The organism is Cellvibrio sp. GW822-FHT04B05, assembly GCF_058800985.1.
This window is the reverse complement of the sequence record NZ_JBXAMU010000001.1, coordinates 320,701-337,644: the sequence shown is the minus strand read 5'-3', so window position 1 is coordinate 337,644 and position 16,944 is coordinate 320,701. Positions and strand designations below refer to the sequence as shown.

Genomic DNA, 16,944 nt, shown 5'->3' with positions numbered 1-16,944 from the left:
CGGTATGACAGTGATTAATCGCGGACGTATCAACCTTATCCTGGCAACCTTGGCGTTTACTATTTCATCAGCCGGGTCAGTACTATTGCATATTGTGTTTGCGATTGCTATTTACTCGCAAACACAATCCGGCCTACTCACGTCCCTATTTATTTCTTTACAGTGGCTGCCAGCATTATTGGTGGTACTTTACCGTAGCGATTGGGATCATGGGCTTAATCCAAGAAAACGCTGGTACATTTTGGACTGCATAGCCGCCATCATGACCGTGCCTGTTTTATTTTTTATTGGCGATTCCATTTCTTATCTTCCGATTGTACTCATATTATTGGCTCGCGGCATTGTAGATCAAATTAACCGCATCAATAAAACAGTTATCAGCCGCTTTATTTTTTCAAAGGATAAATCAACACATTATGCGTCGTTCATGCAAACGGGATATCACCTCGGCATAGGGCTTGCGGCAATCACAGGCATATTTATCGCGAATAAAACAAACTTGACCACTATTGTGTTGATAGATATTGCGACCTTTCTTGTCTCAGCAATGTTAATTGCCTTAACAAAATGCACCGAAGATGTTGATTTTCCAAAATCCGTACCACGCAAATCTTTGGCACACAGGTTCATTGAATACAGTACGTCCCTGAAAGATGATGCGCGACTGTTTTATCTTGCTGTATTGCCTCCGCTAACAGCCACTTTTTTTCAAGGTAGCTACAGCATTCTACAACCTATATTCCCTTTGATTAAATTGAAGTTAGATGCGGCAGCCGTGTCAGCTTCTTATGTGATGGCGAGCGTAGCGATATTCGCGGGCTCTTCAACTTTTTCTTTCATTGCTAAAAAGTATCAAATATTCAGCAAACCTTTTTCTTTCATAATTACCGTCGTAACGAGCTTATCTTTTGTAGCAGCTGGCATTTATATGTTGACAGTAGTTACATCAAATATTTGGTTGAGCGGTGTAAGCTTTGTATTGATGGTTTTTATCTTCGAATTTATATGGATGACTGGATATGCTGGAATAGTACAATTTTCACCAAAAGGTAAACTCGGCTCAACGTTCGGAATTTCATTTGCCATCGGATGTTTCACTGGCAGCCTTTCTGCAGTTATAGCTGGATACTTATTAGATCTATTTGAAAATAATTTTGCAGTAACTATAGGCATTTTTATGATCACATACTTGTCATCCATAGTACTTATATATGTAATTTATAAAAAAATTAACCAGCCCCCTATTGATGAAAAACTTTTGGAAGCTTCGATTTAAGTCACTACTTATCGAATCAGGTGAAAATTAATGTATATTTCCTATTTCAAGAGAAAAAAATGAACAATACAAAAGCAAAACAATCAGGACAATTAATAGATGCAAATTCATCTTTAATAAAAGACCAGGAGTGCCCGGCAATCTTTGAAGAAAGCCATAGTTCGCGACAAGTTTCTCGTGGCGCGACAGAAAGTTATGGATCCGTAGACTTTTCTACAGACGATAATTCTAACAACGTACATGGATATGTTGACTAGATCCATATTAACGGCATGGAATTAATTAGTGCCCTGGGAATCAACATTAATCACGCTAGTATCAATGGTGGAATACATGAGCAACTGGATTACTAAAGAGTTACGTCCCTTAACAGAGGAAAACCTGGATTTATTAATAGACCACAAAATTCCAGCCATTCTCGAGGAAAATTTTATTCCTCTGGACATTTGTGAAGCCGTAGCAACACGCTTGAAGTCAATGGAATTTTCTAATTACGATCATCTGAATGAAATACCTGTATTTCAAGTTGGCCTATGCCACAATCAATGGGCGCATGATGACAAATCGATTTATTTTAATAAACGAGATGAAGCGAATAAAATTATTGCTGATATTTATCGCGACCTCGATATTAATCCCGTACAAGTAGTACTTGATGCAATAGAACGGAAAGCTAAGAGGCAAGCCAATATATTTCATGAAAAAGGATATGGAACTTACTTTGCTGGCGCGTTTAGAAGCTTTAAAGGTCACGGTCGCCTTCATGCAGATCATGCTCCCAGTCACATCCATAAAGAGTGGGCAGTGACGCATATCCGCAATCAATTAACCTGGAATATTTATTATTGCACACAAGAAGATGGTGGTGACCTGCTCATCTACGACACCATACATACCGCCCAAAATGACAAAATGAAAGTAACAGGAGAATATTACTTCCCTTATGAGGTTTTGGAGCGTGAAGACCATGTACGCATAAAACCTAAAGTGGGTGATTTCATTATGTTCAATACGCAAAATTTTCACGAAGTACTCGGCTCAAAAGAAGGGCACCGAATTTCACAAACTTCTTTCGTGGGTTTACGTAATGACGGCAGCATAGGAATTTGGTCATAACGCAAGACCAACCGTAATACATAACCTTTTTGGAATTCATCATGCTTAATTTTACAGTAGGTGCCGGAATTATTGTCGGCATATTAGGGCTAATATCGTTACCAGTATCCGCCGGAACAAATTTGGTGTATTGCTCGGAAGGAAGCCCTGAATCTTTTAACCCTCAGCGAACACTGTCAGGAACTGCGCGCAATGCAACTGCGGCAACTATTTATGATCGGCTGTTAGATTTTGAACAAGGCGGCACCAAGCTGATAAGCAGTTTAGCAGAAAGCTGGGTTATTTCTGATGATAAAACCACCTATACATTAAATTTGCGTAAAGGAGTGAAATTTCAAACAACCGCTTACTTCACTCCAACACGCGATTTTAACGCAGATGATATTTTGTTCTCATTCAATCGCCAACTGCGTGAAGATCATCCCTATCATTTTGTCGGTGGTGGTAATTATCAGTATTTTCAGGGCATGGGAATGCAAAAACTGATTAAAGACATCGTCAAAGTTAATGATTACCAAATAAAAATTATCCTGAATCAGCCTGAGGCACCTTTTCTTTCCGATTTAGCAATGCCCTTTATGTCGATACTCTCAGCGGAATATGGCGACCAATTAATTAAAAAAAATAAACCAGGTGAAATTGATGTATTACCCGTTGGTACAGGTCCATTTTTATTCAAGCGTTATTTAAAGGACAGCTCCATTCGCTACCAGGCACACGTGAATCATTGGCGTGGAAAATCAGCGATCGATAACCTCAATTTTGCTATCACCCCGGATGCCAGTGTCCGTTACATGAAGCTCAAAAAAGGCGAATGTGACATTATTATTTATCCGTCACCGGCTGATCTGGCAGATATTAAAATACAAAAAGGCATTACCCTGGCTGAGGAAAAGGGGCTGAATATTGGCTATCTCGCTATGAATACAGAAAAAGCCCCTTTCAATAATCCATTAGTCAGGCAGGCCATTGCATATGCGCTCAATAAGGAGGCTTATGTAAAAGCTATTTATTTAGGCAATGCTGATACAGCTATTAATCCTTATCCATCCTCCATGTGGTCATACAACAAGGATGTTTCTGTTTATGGTTACGATCCGGAAAAAGCAAAAGCGCTACTGAAGCAGGCCGGGTTGGAACAGGGTTTTAGCACCACAGTCTGGACCCTCCCCGTCAGTCGCCCTTACAACCCGAATGGGCGAAAAATGGGTGAAATGATGCAGCAAGATCTCGCCAAAATCGGCATTAAAGTTGAACTGCTCAGTTTTGATTGGGGAACCTATCTTGATAAAGTCAAGAATGGTGAGCATGACATGGTGCAGTTGGGATGGGCAGGTGATAACGGCGACCCGGATAATTTCTTATACACGTTATTTAGTTGCGACTCCGTAAAACGCGGTTCCAATAATTCTCGCTACTGCAAAGAGAGTTTTGATCAACGCATTCAACAAGCGCGAGTAGAAAGTGACTTTCAAGTACGTGACTCTCTCTATCAAGAAGCGCTGGACATTTTAAGCAAAGATTCCCCTATAGTGCCTATAGCTCATGCGAAAGTGTTCAGGGCTCTTAAAAACAGTGTCAACGGTTATGTCATGTCGCCTTTTGACGTCGACAATTTCTATCAGTTATCGATCACTCAAAAATAGAGCACTATCATGAATTGGCTAATAAGGATAGGAATACCCAAACTGGCTGAATTCAGTTTGACGTTGTTCGGATTGTCTCTAATTGCTTTTTTTATGATTCGGTTAACACCGGGAGACCCAGTATTGTTGATGCTCGGAGAACGCGGCGCCGATCAAGCTCAATATCAAAAAATGATCGAACAATTACATTTGGATAAATCTATTTTTTCGCAGTATCTGGAATTTGCCCGCTCGTCGTTGAACGCAGACTTTGGTATTTCAACAGTTACGCATCAGCCGGTGATCAAGGAGCTTATGGCACGCTGGCCAGCAACCATTGAATTGGGTGTAATGGCGTTACTGATAGCAGTAGTGATAGGGATTCCTGCGGGTATTATTGCAGCCGTGAAAAAAAATTCATTGGTAGATTATGCAGTAATGACCAGCTCCGTCATTGGCTATTCAATGCCGATATTTTGGTGGGGCCTGATTCTTATTATTTTTTTCTCGATCGATTTGAACATTACACCCGTATCGGGACGTCTCGATATTATTTACGACATTGAGCCTCAGACTGGATTTATGTTGATTGATACCTTAACGCCAAGTGTTCGCACCGAATACGGAATAAGTGCATTTTATAGTGCACTTTCTCATATGATATTACCCGCAGTAGCCATGGCCACAATTCCACTTGCCATATTTGCAAGAATGACACGCTCAAGCATGTTAGAAGTGTTGTCGGAAGATTATATTCGTACAGCAAAAGCCAAAGGCCTTTCGTTTATGCGCATTATTTGGGTTCATGCATTTCGCAATGTACTGACTACCATAATCACCCTTGGCGGAATACTGTTTATCAGCACGGTAATTACTGGAGCAATCCTGACCGAAACAATATTTGGCTGGCCGGGTATTGGCAGCTACATCGTCAGCAGTGTTTATGCGCGTGATTATCCAGTAATTCAGGCAAGCATTGTGTTGATAGGATTGTTCGTAGTGATTATTAATATTCTCATCGACATATTGTATCGCTTTGCCAATCCGCGTCTGAGAATACAAACATGTTAATGACAAACCTGTTTACATCCCCTGCCCTCGTTGGCCGAAAGATAAAACGCAATATATCAGGTGTTATTGGCGCCTGTGGAATTGTTTTCTTGCTACTGATGGGTTTTCTGTTACCACTATGTATTGAATTGCATCCTTACCAGTTAAGCGATGCCTTATCACATAAACCCGAACTGAAATTCGGTGAAAATTATTTGTTAGGCACTGATGATCTTGGCAGGGATTTATTTTCACGACTGGTTGAAGGTACGAAATATTCCCTGGGTATTGGCTTCGCTGTTGTACTAGGCTCGGCTTCTATAGGGGCATTTTTTGGCTTAATGGCAGGTGTCTATGGCGGGTGGATCGATGCGGTTGTGATGCGCTGTGTCGACATTCTTATGTGTTTGCCGAGTATTTTGTTAGCCATTGTTATGGTTGCAATTATGGGCCCCGGTCTTGTAAATGCCATGATCGCTGTGTCTATAGTTGCGATTCCACGGTTTGTTAGAATCATGCGTTCGACAGCTGCTAACGAAATGAAAAAACAATATGTTTTTGCGGCGCAGTCCTGTGGCACCAGTAAATTTAAAATTTTATGGTCAGAAGTCCTACCCAATTGTTGGGCACCGTTAATTGTGCAAGCAACACTCGGATTTAGTGACGCCATTTTAGATATAGCGGCATTAGGATTTCTTGGTCTCGGTGCTAAAGCACCAACTCCGGAATGGGGTGTGATGTTATCAGATGCAAAACCTTTTATTGAATCATCGCCTTTTATGGTGATACTTCCAGGCATGTGCATTCTGATCACAGTATTAAGTTTTAATCTCTTGGGCGATTGGCTGCGCGACTGGTTTGATCCTAAGACAAGGGGCCAGTTGTAATGATTAAAGTGCATAAATTGGAAATCTGTTTTGAACAGAATGGAATATATAAAAAATTTATCCGCAACCTGACCTTTAACGTAAACGAAGGTCAAATACTGGGTATAGTTGGCGAATCCGGATGCGGAAAAAGCATCACCAACTTTGCGCTGATGGGATTATTACCTGCTAATGCAAAAGTAACGGCCGACAATATCAATGTTTTTGGCACAGATTTGCAAGCACTTGGCAATAAGGAATGGAACCAGTTTCGCGGCAATACTGCCGCCATGATATTTCAAGATCCAATGACAGCATTAAATCCCTGCTTAACCATCGAACAACAATTACTTGAAGTACTGCGAAAAAAAAATCCATCCATTAAAAAGTCGGAAGCACGAACCCAAGCCGCAGGGTTATTGGAAAAAGTTGGCATTTCGATGCCACTGTTACGCTTAAAAGCTTATCCACACGAACTTTCTGGTGGTATGGCTCAGCGCACGATGATAGCAATGGCGTTAGCCTGCGATCCCAAACTATTGATTGCTGATGAGCCCACAACAGCATTGGACGTTGTTGTACAAAAACAAATTCTGGATCTGCTGCTTGAACTACGTGATCGTCACGGGATGACAATTATTCTGGTATCCCATGATATCGGCGTGATAAAAAAATATTCCGATATTATGCTCGTTATGTATTCCGGGGAAATAGTGGAATCAGGCCGCACGCAAGATGTAATGCAACATCCTCGGCATCCTTATACACAAGGCCTGCTGCGATCCTTGCCGGGCGGCGCAGGAAATTCAGCGAAAATACATTTGCAAACCATTTCCGGGAATGTGATTCCTATTAATAAGGAAACTGACGGTTGTCGTTTCCGCACACGTTGCAGCGAAGCATCAATGCAATGTAATAATGTGCCGCCCTTGAAAACATTGCCCTCAGATTCAACCTGGATGTTGCGATGTCATCTCTAAATATTGGCTTGAACACTAAAATAGAGAAGGTTGCTCTCGCGTTAAATGGAGTCACCAAGACCTATCGTGTAAAAAAATCTTTTTACCAATTTACTGATATTCATGCAGTGCGCAATGTCAGCTTTAATGTGCGAGAAGGTGAAACACTTGCGATCGTGGGTGAATCCGGCAGCGGCAAAAGTACTTTGGCGAAAATGATCATGCGTTTGGAGCAACCGACAACAGGTGTTATTACAATCGCTCACAACCAGGTGTTGACTGCTGTAACACAAGTAGAGACCCATCAATATTATCAAAAAATTCAAATGGTATTTCAGGATCCTTACGGATCATTAAACCCGCGTAAACGTATTTGGGAAATTGTGTCGACAGCAAGAAACAATTACCAAAAGTTATCGCGACAGAAGAATATAGAGCTCGCTGAGCAGTATTTACTTCGTGTAGGTTTGGGCAACGAATATTTGTTTGCATTTCCTCATATGCTCAGCGGTGGTCAACGGCAGCGAGTGGGTATTGCAAGAGCGCTGATTAATGATCCAAAAATTCTCGTGTTGGATGAACCCTTGTCAGCACTTGATATATCGATACAAGCACAAATTGTGAACCTGTTAATGACACTACAAAAGAAATTGGGTTTAACCTATATTTTTATCTCGCACAATATGGCTCTGGTACGACATATCTCAGACAGTGTCTGTGTAATGAATGCAGGCGAACTTGTTGAATATGGTGATGTTGATAGAGTTATTCGTCAACCCAGGCACGAATACACACAAAAACTTCTCGCAAGCTCACTGGATTTGGATTTAAGCTATTAATGGGCTATTGCAGAAACCTGGAAAATATATAAATACTATTTCACCTCCGAAGGCACGAATGCATTCAATATTTTCTATTTAATTTAAAGAGATCAAGGATCATGAGTGATATAAAAGAAAACACTAAAACGGTGAAGCTTCGTGTGCAATACAACGGAGAAATTTATGAAGGTGTAGCACCAACACATTTGTCCCTTTTAGACAATATTGAAAATATGAATATTGATATTCGAAGCTCTTGCCGATATGGTCGCTGCGGTTCATGCAGGATTCGTTTCGTCAATGGCAAATTAAATACCTGCATTTTTGAAGAAGGCTACGTCCTTTCATGTGCAACTTATCTCCAATCTGACTCAGAAGTCATCATCGAGTACTGATAAAGACTATGAACATATTACATTCAATTTTAAATCGTAAATCGCAACCCATCATTGATGGTAATATTGACCAGCAAGATCTGCGGCTTATTTTGCAGTGTGCATTGACGGCGCCTGACCATAAATCCCTGCGCCCCTGGAAATATATTATTTGCCGACCACAGGACAAAAACGCTTTGGTTGAACTCATATACACAGCGACATTGAAGTTGAAAGCTCAGGAAATGAACGTTGAAACGACTGATATTCCGGCAAGCGAAACAGAACCAATGAAGCGGAAAATTCAACAAAAAATAGATTCAGCACCTTATATCATCATCGCCACGCTAGACGTGAATGTCGATGTCCCTATTCACGAAATTGAACTGGTCTTATCGGCAGGCGCAGCAATACAAAATATTATTATTGCCGCAGAGTCTATCGGCTACAGCTGTTTTTGGCGCACAGGGGATTGGGCCTATAATCCTGTGCTTATCGAATTATTAGGGCTATCAAAAACAACAAAAATTACCGGCTTTATTGGCCTTGGAAAAATGGCGAATCAGAAAGTAGCTGTTGCATACAAACGTCCCTCCTTTGAGGAACATTTTTTTACTTTCAAGACAGTGTAGTTAATAATACTCACAGAAAATTTTGTTAAGTAAATAAACTTCCGTTACTCAATAACGGCAACTTTGTTTTCCATTGCTGTCTTTCCCTTAAGATTAAAATGCGCAAGCATAGTAATAATAAATAACACAAAGAAAGTAATTCCTGAAATAAAAAACACATTTTGCATAGCCAATGTTGTCACGTGATTGGCGACGAAGGAATAATCAGTAAACGTTTTATCAACATATTCAACAACAAATTGTCGATCAATTGTGGAGACATAGCTTTCGTATTGTTCGTGTTGCTGTCGTTGCAACATTATAAACCCCAGGGCAACACACACATTCGAAGATATCACTCGTAAACACATGGATACTGAATTCGCGTTCATAACTTTATCTGCAGCTATAGTCATTAGTGACATAGCAGCCAAAGGAGTAGCAAATAAAGCGAGTCCAATTCCGGCAAAAATACGAGCTTCAGCCAGATGGCTGAAAGTAGAACCCAGATTATATTGACTCATCATTAGGAAGGAAATACCAGTGAACAACAAGCTAGCAACTGCCGCAAAAAAGTAGTGTTGCTTCTTTAAGTATTTTCCGACAAAGGGGCTCATAATTCCTGTGACGAAACTGCCTACTGCGACCACTAGCCCGGCATGAATTGCCGGCATACCATAGCTCACCTGCAGCCATACCGGAAGCACAACAAGTGACGCAAAAATTAATCCGTTGGCGACAATAAGCACCGACATTGCCGTTCGATAATTAGCATCTCGAAATACTGAAAAATCAAAAACCTTGCGCTCTTGCTGGTGATTTAACAGTAAAAAAACGAATAGCCCAAGCACGGCACCTACACAAGCATAAATAATGCTCGAACTTTCAAACCAGCTATTGCGCTCACCAAAATCGAGCACGTATTGCCCAAGTGCAACTGCGATGGCAAAAGCTGTCAAGGTAGGACCATGGATTTTTACATCGGTAACTGCGCCCCATTTGGGTTTTAAAACATCAAGCAAAATATATAAACAAAACAACATGAGCGGAAGATTAATAAAAAATATCCAACGCCAGCTGACGAACTCAATAATAATTCCACCGGCAAGGGGACCAACAATTGGGGCGATAGAAACGGCACTGCTCCATAATCCCAAAGCGGTAGAACGCTTATCGTCACCCAGAATGCGGAACAGAAGCGACTGACAAAATACAATTAAGGAACCGGATGCAAGCCCTTGAATAAAGCGAAAAAGAACAAAATCCAAATCACTCACAGCCATAGCGCACGCAAAAGACGCCGCAATAAAAGTAATGCAAATGCATAAAAAAAGTGTATCGAAGTTGTATCGCCGGGAAAGTGCGTTGCCTAAAGGAAAGGAGACGACCATTCCCGTTCCGAACGCCGTTAGTATCCAGGTAGAATTATAGACATTGATACCAAGGTCGGGGGCGATCTTCACTAAGGCTAAATTTACAATAGATGTGTCCAGCATTTGAGTGAAGATAACTATGTAGACAGCAATAATTTGCAAATACTGACGTATGATCATCTAAAATTTACGGCCTTTATGATTAGCACTGGAAAAGTAGATTTTCTTTTAATAAACACTGAACCACTTTGAATTTTGGATATAGAAAAATTCAGGAATTTCTCGTTAATCACATTTCCATAACATCTGACGATCAAATGTCGAAACCGCTTCAGCCAGCGTTGATTTTACTTACAATTCCGTTTTCCCAATGACTACTTTGAGCCTGCAAAATCAACACTGGAAAAAGCTGAGGACATAAACAAGTTAATATTTTTAGAGAGTGCTTAAAGTGTAAATTCAGCTATGAATCATATATCTAGAGCTTGCAACGGTGCTGCTTGTTACTTATTTCCGCAAGCTTTCTCTCATCGGCAATAATACGTTGAACAGCGCTGACACTTTCCAATGGTTCAGTATTGAACTCAGAATTGGAGATTGCTCCAGGTATTGTTGCATCTACATACTCATCAAGATAAATGTGCAATTTTGATGAAGAGCCTATGGGCAAACGCGACTTGTCTTTTTCGTCAATCTCAATAAGTACGGGCACTCGCTGACTGACTTTGATCCAATTCGAATCCATATTATTCCTCGGTATAGGGGAGAAAGACGCCGCTGTGGAAGGTACAATCGAATGAATGTGGCCTTTTAAGGTAATATCTTTACGAACATCAGAAATAATATCCACTTTCATATTTGGCTGCAGTTTACCGACTTCGGATTCCAATACATTCGCTTCAATACGCACATGATCGCTAGATACCAACACTGCAATAACATCCCCCTTTTCAACATACTGATTGGGATAGACAAATAATTCGTAGACATATCCATCAGTGGGTGCCTCGACAGTTGTCAGCTGTTGGTTGTGTATTGCTTCTTGATATCCCAATTGCGAAAGTTGTACCTGGGGACGCTGCAAAATTGGTTCTTGGTTAGCGTATTCAAGCATCGTAGATTCAAGGTGAGAAATATCTTTGCTTATGGAGGATGAATCGTATTGAAATACGATGTCATCATAAGTTGATTCAGATAAAACGTTCATCCTTTTAAGCTTTTCGCCGCGAGCTAATTCTTTTTGTTTTCGCTCATACTCCAATTTTTTTAATTGCGTCGCTCCCATCCGTGTACTTTCTTCAAGACACTGTTGAAAATGGTTGCGAATCGTTTGTTGAAATTGCTCGCGCGATTTCTGCAATTGATATTGGGCTGCCAGCTGGTCATAGACTAATACAACATCTTGACGCTGTAACTTATCTCCAATATGAATATTGACCTTTTCAATGATGCCCGATAACGGCGCTTTAATTTTTATAATTTGCCCACTGACATATGAGTTATCAATGGTGACAACTCTCATCTGGCTGCGAGTGCTATAAACTGCTGTCGTTGAAAATACTATAACGGCGAGTATGATTAGCTTTTTAAATATTTTTATAGACATGATATTATGATGTCATTCATCTTCCCATGTCATCAGACGATCAAATATTGAAACAACCTCAGCCAATTTTGCTTTTACTTCGAGTTCAGTTTTTCCAGTTACTATAACAGAGCCTGCAAAATCAACGCTCGAATTTGCACCATAGCGTTGCCCTGGTTTCACATTAATCAATAATTCATCCACCCAACTTAATTGGTCAAAGGTCGTTGGGCCACTATAAACACCGCCCTTGGGTAGATATAACAAGTGTCCAGCCATTTGTTGTGGTTCGGTTTGCGCTTTGATATCAAGCGGAATATCAACCTGTGCCTTGACCCAATACTCATAGAGATCGACACCAAAAGCGGCATTTAACACAGGGACTATTCGTCCACCTCCGAGACGACATGCTATTTCACACAACACAAGTTCATCATGGATACTATGAAAAACCTCACAATGAAAAGTAGCTAAGGGCGGTACCTCTAAAGCAGTTAAAACATCCTTGGTATATTGTATAAGCCGACTTGTAATGGGACTGCCTTTATCAAGCATATAACTGCCCATATGATGACCACTGGCAAATCCTAAAGTAGAGTCAGAGTTGTAGGCATGAGGCCAAATAAACTTTACTTCTCCGTTATAAATAAACCCATCAATATGATAGAGCTTACCGTCTATGTAGGTTTCAACATCTAAATTTACCACTGAATTTTTATCGAAAAATTCATTTAACTGCTCATCGTTGCGAATTAAGTTAACGTTTACAGTGCCGGCGCCATCGACTGGCTTAGTGATAATGGGATAACCATGGTGCTCAACAAATTGCAATATATCCAGAGCATTTTTCGCGTGTACAAATTCCGGAACTTTTAAGCCTGCCTGCGCAACCTTTTTTTTCATTTCGATTTTATCGCGAAACAAGATGGCACTTGCCACAGACTGTCCAGGTATATTAAAGACTTCACGCAATTGTGCCATTCTTACTACATCAAATTCGGATGTAGTGACTATTGCCGATGGCTGATGCTTTTTGCAGAGTTCATAAACATCTTTAACAATTTTATCATTGGCATAATTGTCATAAAATGTAGCATTAGACTGTCCCTCATAAGATTCAGCAATACCTTGCCAACCAAGCATTGTCCAATCAATGTCATGCCCCTTAAACCATTCTGCATAAGGTGCCATATTTTTAGGCAATCGGTTAAGAACAATAACGTGTCGCATAGATAAGCATCCGTCGTGAGCAATTTATTGACATTAGAAATACCAAGCAGAAAGAAATATCAAATCAGTGTATTTTTGCACCTATTGTCGCCTTAATCGTTTTTTATCTTTGTACTAAAAAAATCAGGCAAAAAATATACTAAAGACATCTATTAGAAATGAACCGCAGCCACAATAGCTTCTTAATATAGTTTCAACAGAGCTCTACCCTCAGCTGTAACTCTATCGAATTATAGGGAAATGGATTATCCTTAAAAAAATAGAATATATTATTTAACAATTTGCTTTAACAAGGGGAGGAATATGATTGGCGATGTTAAGTACCTCATAGTATTTGCCAAAGTGGTAGAAAAAGGATCTTTTACGGCTGCAGCTAAAGACCTAAAAATGTCCACAGCCTCCACTAGCTTATCTGTATCAAGACTGGAGGAAAGTTTGGGCTCCGCCCTGCTGTACAGAAATACTCGAAAACTTTCCCTAACATTTGATGGTGAAAAAGTTTATGCAGCGGCAAATGCAATTCTTGATCTTTATGAGCATGAAGTTGTGCAAGTGGGGCGTGGCCCAAAGAAGAACAATGGCCGTAAATTTAAAATCGCCATTCCCGCCATTTTGATAAAAAGTAATTTACTGAAGGAAATAAGCAGTTTCTTTGTAAATTTTCCCGAAATACGCGTAGCACTGACCTGCAGTGACTCTTATCACGATATAGTGGGAGAAGCTATCGACCTTGCAATTCGTCTTGGTGAAATGCCAGATAGCTCACTAAAATCAAAAAAACTATTCACACTGGAGCGGAAGGTTATCGCATCACGGTGTTTCTTAAAAAATAATAATCCTATTGAACACCCAAAAGATCTGGAGGATATGAACTGGATAGGTCTATCCATGCGCCCAAGCTCACGACGGTTTAAACATGCTTCGGGAGAACTTTGCGAAATAAATTACACCTCAAAAATTGTGGTTGATAATGTAGAAGCTTCTTATCAATTGGCATGCCATGGTATAGGTCTCGCAGCACCACCCTCATTTTTAATTAATGAGCTAGACGCAGTTGAGCTAGTACTTCCGGAATGGAAATTAGAACATTTACCTGCATATGCAGTTTGGCCAGCAAATGTAGTACCGGGAGGTATTACATATGGACTAATCGAACACCTCTCTTTACTTTCATAATTTGCCCTTACTCCTTTTGATATTCATCAGTAGAATACGTTTTAAACGTTGTCTCTGAGGAGGAATATGTCTCTTTTAATAGCAATGTTTTCATTTTCCTTTGCCATGTCCATATCTCCCGGCCCTATAAATATGGTGATTATTTCTGCGGGTGCAACGTATGGTGTGCGCAAAACATTTTCATTTGTCTCTGGTGCAACTATTGGATTTACTGTGCTCCTATTGTTTATTGGCCTGGGCTTCTACGAGGTAATTAACTTATATCCATTCTTTTTTAAGTATCTAGCTATTGCGGGATCAATATTCATTTTGTATGTGGGTTATTTAATTGCATGCTCAACACCTGAGTTAAACGTCAAAGAGCAACGACAACCAACTTTCTTGCAGGGATTATTTTTACAATGGCTAAATCCAAAAGCATGGATGGCGAGCGCATCTGGCGTGTCTTTATTTTCATCACCACATTCCAGCCTACCTTTTTTGACGTTTTCGCTAATTTATTTTCTCGTCTGTTACCTATCTTTATTTATCTGGTCCGTGCTTGGTGATAAAGCTACTATTTTCCTGAATAGTGAATTTAGAATGAAGTTATTTAACCGATTTATGGGAGGAATTTTAATTGGCACAGCCTTTTTTTTACTATATTCGCAAGTTATAGAAAACGTATAGCATTTCATATGAGATACCGCACCATAGGATGGGCAAGAACTACACTAGTTTGCCTTTTCCAATTCCCTATTGAAACTTAAAGAAAATGAAACGCGCCGATATTGAGAGGATATGGGCCTTTTTGTACTTGTGCTGATTTCGTTACTTTATACTCTGGCAGTTATCAAGTGTAAAAGCCTTGTCAATTTTGGCGCGTTTTTCCGCAAACCAATGACAAAAATCCCAATAATAATTGAATTCCGTTTTAAGAAACTTGTAATGAATTAATTTACAGACAATTGAAAAATTCATTTTCGTATCCTTTATCCCTACCTGTAAACGGGTTTTACGATACTCTGGACCTGACCCTGTTTTCAATTCAGGAGACTGAGTTTTAATAAAAAGAATTAGACGACAATAGTTTTTATCGCTTTGTTCATGTAAAAAAAACGTCATGTAGGACACGTAGGATCCAATCAGAATTAATCGATCCACAATAAGGAAATATATGAAACCTACCGCATGGCTATTTCCGGGGCACGGGAGCCAATATGCAGGGATGGGGCGTGGCTTTGCTTTTGAACATGAAAAAATTTCGCAAATTTTTCTGATTGCAGAAGCATTAAGTGAACAGCCTTTGCGACAGCTATCAAAAAATGGAAGTGCAGAGCAATTACGACAGCCCGTTGTATTAGAGCCGCTGCTGACTGCGTTTGCCATTAGCTATGCCTATCTCCTCCAGGAAAATAATTGTCGCCCTACAGCGGTTGCAGGATATAGCGCCGGTATTCTTCCTGCTCTGTACTGTGCTGATTGTATCGGGCCTGAAGACGCTATTAAAATCTCAGTATCACGTGGAAAATTGCTAACGGATTTAAGCGTGGAGTGCCAGGGACAAATCATTACGTTATCGGGTGCAGATAAAAAATCACTGATTTCTTATCTCGCAACATCACAATATTTTTCCGAAATAGAAATTGCAGGCTGGAATGCGGATAACTGTATTAGCATTGTTGGCCCGGCGGGTGCGATTTCACAGGTTGCCCTGCTTGCTAACCGACAAAACATTAAAGCCACGCATGTTGCAACTTCAGGCGGCTGGCACAGCCATTCCGCTGCCAAAAAATATCATCAATTTTTAGAATCATTTTCATCCATAAAATTTTCAACTCCCAAGATACCGTTTTATAGCAGCGTTACCGGCTGTAAAGAGTCTTGTACTAAAAAAATTGCCATGCAGTTGGCGTCACAAGTGCACATGCCTGTGATGTGGCAGGCAGCGTTGGCCAATATGGAAGCAAATGAATCCATTCAGGAATGCCTCGAAGTCGGTTGCGGCATGAGCCTTAAAGGCATGCATAAACCTACAGACAATCAATCCATTAAATCCCCTACCTTTAAAAATATCTACGCTTACATTGGAGCAACTTATGCGTAAAGAAAGATGGCTGATATCACTTCTGCTAGGCCTTGCTATGAGTAATACATATGCAGATTTAAGGCCTATCGATCCTTTACTAAATGGCTACGACATCGAGGTAAAGCAAGATCAAATGCAAAGCCATTATATCGGTGAAGTGCGCCAAATGACGTTGACCTTGATTAATGCCCAAGGCAAGGAATCGATACGTAAACTCGTGTTTGAAGGATTTGAAGGCAAAGCTCGCCGGGATAAAACAAAAGTGACGTTTACTTATCCTGCCGATATGAAAGGTGCTGCGTTGTTAACCCACGAAAACGGTGAAGGTGATGATGATCAATGGTTATATCTTCCTGCAGTAAAACGCACTAAACGAATTGCCTCCTCAAATCAAAGCGGATCATTTATGGGTTCCGAATTTTCTTATGAAGATTTGGTCGTCCGTCAATTAGATAAATATAACTTTCGCTACATAGGTGACGAAACCATTGAGGGTAAAGACTGTTTTGTAGTAGAGCGAATCCCCAAGAATAAGAAGTCAGGCTATTCGCGTGTGGTTCGCTGGCGCATGAAAGATAACCTGCAAGAATTGCGCACGGATTATTATGACCGCAAAGGTGACTTGCTAAAAACCCGCATGATGTACGGACACCATTTAATAGATGGTTATTGGCGTGTTCAAAAAATTGAAGTAGCCAATGCGCAAACGAATAAAAAATCCACATTAACATTTGATGACGTAAAACTAAAAGTAGCAATACCTGAAGATCGCTTCAGCACACAATCATTGGATAGCGCGATTTAAAATTGTGCG

General features: G+C 40.3%; 17 protein-coding genes. 14 read left to right on the top strand and 3 right to left on the bottom strand.

Annotated features, from left to right (window positions below; genetic code table 11):
* Window positions 1-4: 4 nt before the first annotated feature.
* The 10 genes from AC1RJL_RS01285 (at window position 5) to AC1RJL_RS01240 (ending at window position 8,719) form a co-directional block, all read left to right on the top strand.
* Complete coding sequence (locus AC1RJL_RS01285) at window positions 5-1,276, top strand: MFS transporter (protein WP_492910935.1); 1,272 nt, start codon at window positions 5-7, stop codon at window positions 1,274-1,276.
* Between the two features lie 59 nt (window positions 1,277-1,335).
* The gene (locus tag AC1RJL_RS01280) at window positions 1,336-1,533 is read left to right on the top strand and encodes a hypothetical protein (protein WP_492910934.1); all 198 of its coding nucleotides are present in this window, start codon (window positions 1,336-1,338) and stop codon (window positions 1,531-1,533) included.
* 76 nt (window positions 1,534-1,609) lie between these two features.
* The gene (locus AC1RJL_RS01275) at window positions 1,610-2,392 is read left to right on the top strand and encodes a 2OG-Fe(II)-dependent halogenase WelO5 family protein (RefSeq protein ID WP_492910933.1); all 783 of its coding nucleotides are present in this window, start codon (window positions 1,610-1,612) and stop codon (window positions 2,390-2,392) included.
* Between the two features lie 41 nt (window positions 2,393-2,433).
* On the top strand, window positions 2,434-4,038 hold the full coding sequence (locus tag AC1RJL_RS01270; protein WP_492910932.1) for an ABC transporter substrate-binding protein: 1,605 nt from the start codon (window positions 2,434-2,436) through the stop codon (window positions 4,036-4,038).
* Window positions 4,039-4,047: 9 nt separating this feature from the next.
* Window positions 4,048-5,088, top strand: coding sequence for an ABC transporter permease (locus AC1RJL_RS01265; protein ID WP_492910931.1), 1,041 nt, complete (start codon window positions 4,048-4,050; stop codon window positions 5,086-5,088).
* Complete coding sequence (locus AC1RJL_RS01260) at window positions 5,082-5,954, top strand: ABC transporter permease (protein ID WP_492910930.1); 873 nt, start codon at window positions 5,082-5,084, stop codon at window positions 5,952-5,954. Before AC1RJL_RS01265 ends, AC1RJL_RS01260 begins: the two co-directional genes overlap by 7 nt.
* An 8-nt stretch (window positions 5,955-5,962) precedes the next feature.
* Window positions 5,963-6,913 (top strand): ABC transporter ATP-binding protein, encoded by a 951-nt coding sequence (locus AC1RJL_RS01255; RefSeq protein WP_492910929.1) that lies wholly within the window; start codon window positions 5,963-5,965, stop codon window positions 6,911-6,913.
* Window positions 6,901-7,731 (top strand): ABC transporter ATP-binding protein, encoded by an 831-nt coding sequence (locus AC1RJL_RS01250; protein WP_492910928.1) that lies wholly within the window; start codon window positions 6,901-6,903, stop codon window positions 7,729-7,731. The genes AC1RJL_RS01255 and AC1RJL_RS01250 overlap by 13 nt, the downstream gene beginning before the upstream one ends.
* Before the next feature lie 101 nt (window positions 7,732-7,832).
* Window positions 7,833-8,108 (top strand): 2Fe-2S iron-sulfur cluster binding domain-containing protein, encoded by a 276-nt coding sequence (locus tag AC1RJL_RS01245; protein ID WP_492910927.1) that lies wholly within the window; start codon window positions 7,833-7,835, stop codon window positions 8,106-8,108.
* An 8-nt stretch (window positions 8,109-8,116) separates the two neighbouring features.
* Entirely contained in the window at window positions 8,117-8,719 is a 603-nt protein-coding gene (locus AC1RJL_RS01240; protein ID WP_492910926.1) for a nitroreductase family protein, read from the top strand.
* A 44-nt stretch (window positions 8,720-8,763) separates the two neighbouring features.
* Here the strand turns inward: AC1RJL_RS01240 and AC1RJL_RS01235 are convergent, their stop codons facing one another.
* From AC1RJL_RS01235 to AC1RJL_RS01225, 3 genes are all read right to left on the bottom strand, one after another.
* On the bottom strand, window positions 8,764-10,251 hold the full coding sequence (locus tag AC1RJL_RS01235; protein WP_492910925.1) for a DHA2 family efflux MFS transporter permease subunit: 1,488 nt from the start codon (window positions 10,249-10,251) through the stop codon (window positions 8,764-8,766).
* Between the two features lie 298 nt (window positions 10,252-10,549).
* A complete protein-coding gene (locus AC1RJL_RS01230) occupies window positions 10,550-11,677 on the bottom strand; it encodes an HlyD family secretion protein (RefSeq protein WP_492910924.1) in 1,128 nt (375 codons plus the stop codon).
* 12 nt (window positions 11,678-11,689) lie between these two features.
* Entirely contained in the window at window positions 11,690-12,886 is a 1,197-nt protein-coding gene (locus tag AC1RJL_RS01225) for an ATP-grasp domain-containing protein (RefSeq protein ID WP_492910923.1), read from the bottom strand.
* 303 nt (window positions 12,887-13,189) lie between these two features.
* Between AC1RJL_RS01225 and AC1RJL_RS01220 the strand changes: the two genes are divergently transcribed.
* The 4 genes from AC1RJL_RS01220 to AC1RJL_RS01205 all read left to right on the top strand — a co-directional run bounded on the left by AC1RJL_RS01220 (window position 13,190) and on the right by AC1RJL_RS01205 (window position 16,935).
* Window positions 13,190-14,062, top strand: coding sequence for a LysR family transcriptional regulator (locus AC1RJL_RS01220; RefSeq protein ID WP_492910922.1), 873 nt, complete (start codon window positions 13,190-13,192; stop codon window positions 14,060-14,062).
* A gap of 66 nt (window positions 14,063-14,128) precedes the next feature.
* Window positions 14,129-14,731 carry a LysE family translocator gene (locus AC1RJL_RS01215; protein ID WP_492910921.1) on the top strand — a complete coding sequence of 201 codons (603 nt, stop codon included), beginning with the start codon at window positions 14,129-14,131 and terminating at the stop codon, window positions 14,729-14,731.
* 487 nt (window positions 14,732-15,218) lie between these two features.
* Entirely contained in the window at window positions 15,219-16,148 is a 930-nt protein-coding gene (locus tag AC1RJL_RS01210) for an ACP S-malonyltransferase (protein WP_492910920.1), read from the top strand.
* Window positions 16,141-16,935: an outer membrane lipoprotein-sorting protein gene (locus AC1RJL_RS01205; RefSeq protein WP_492910919.1), complete on the top strand. Its 795-nt coding sequence runs from the start codon at window positions 16,141-16,143 to the stop codon at window positions 16,933-16,935. Before AC1RJL_RS01210 ends, AC1RJL_RS01205 begins: the two co-directional genes overlap by 8 nt.
* Window positions 16,936-16,944: the final 9 nt, after the last annotated feature.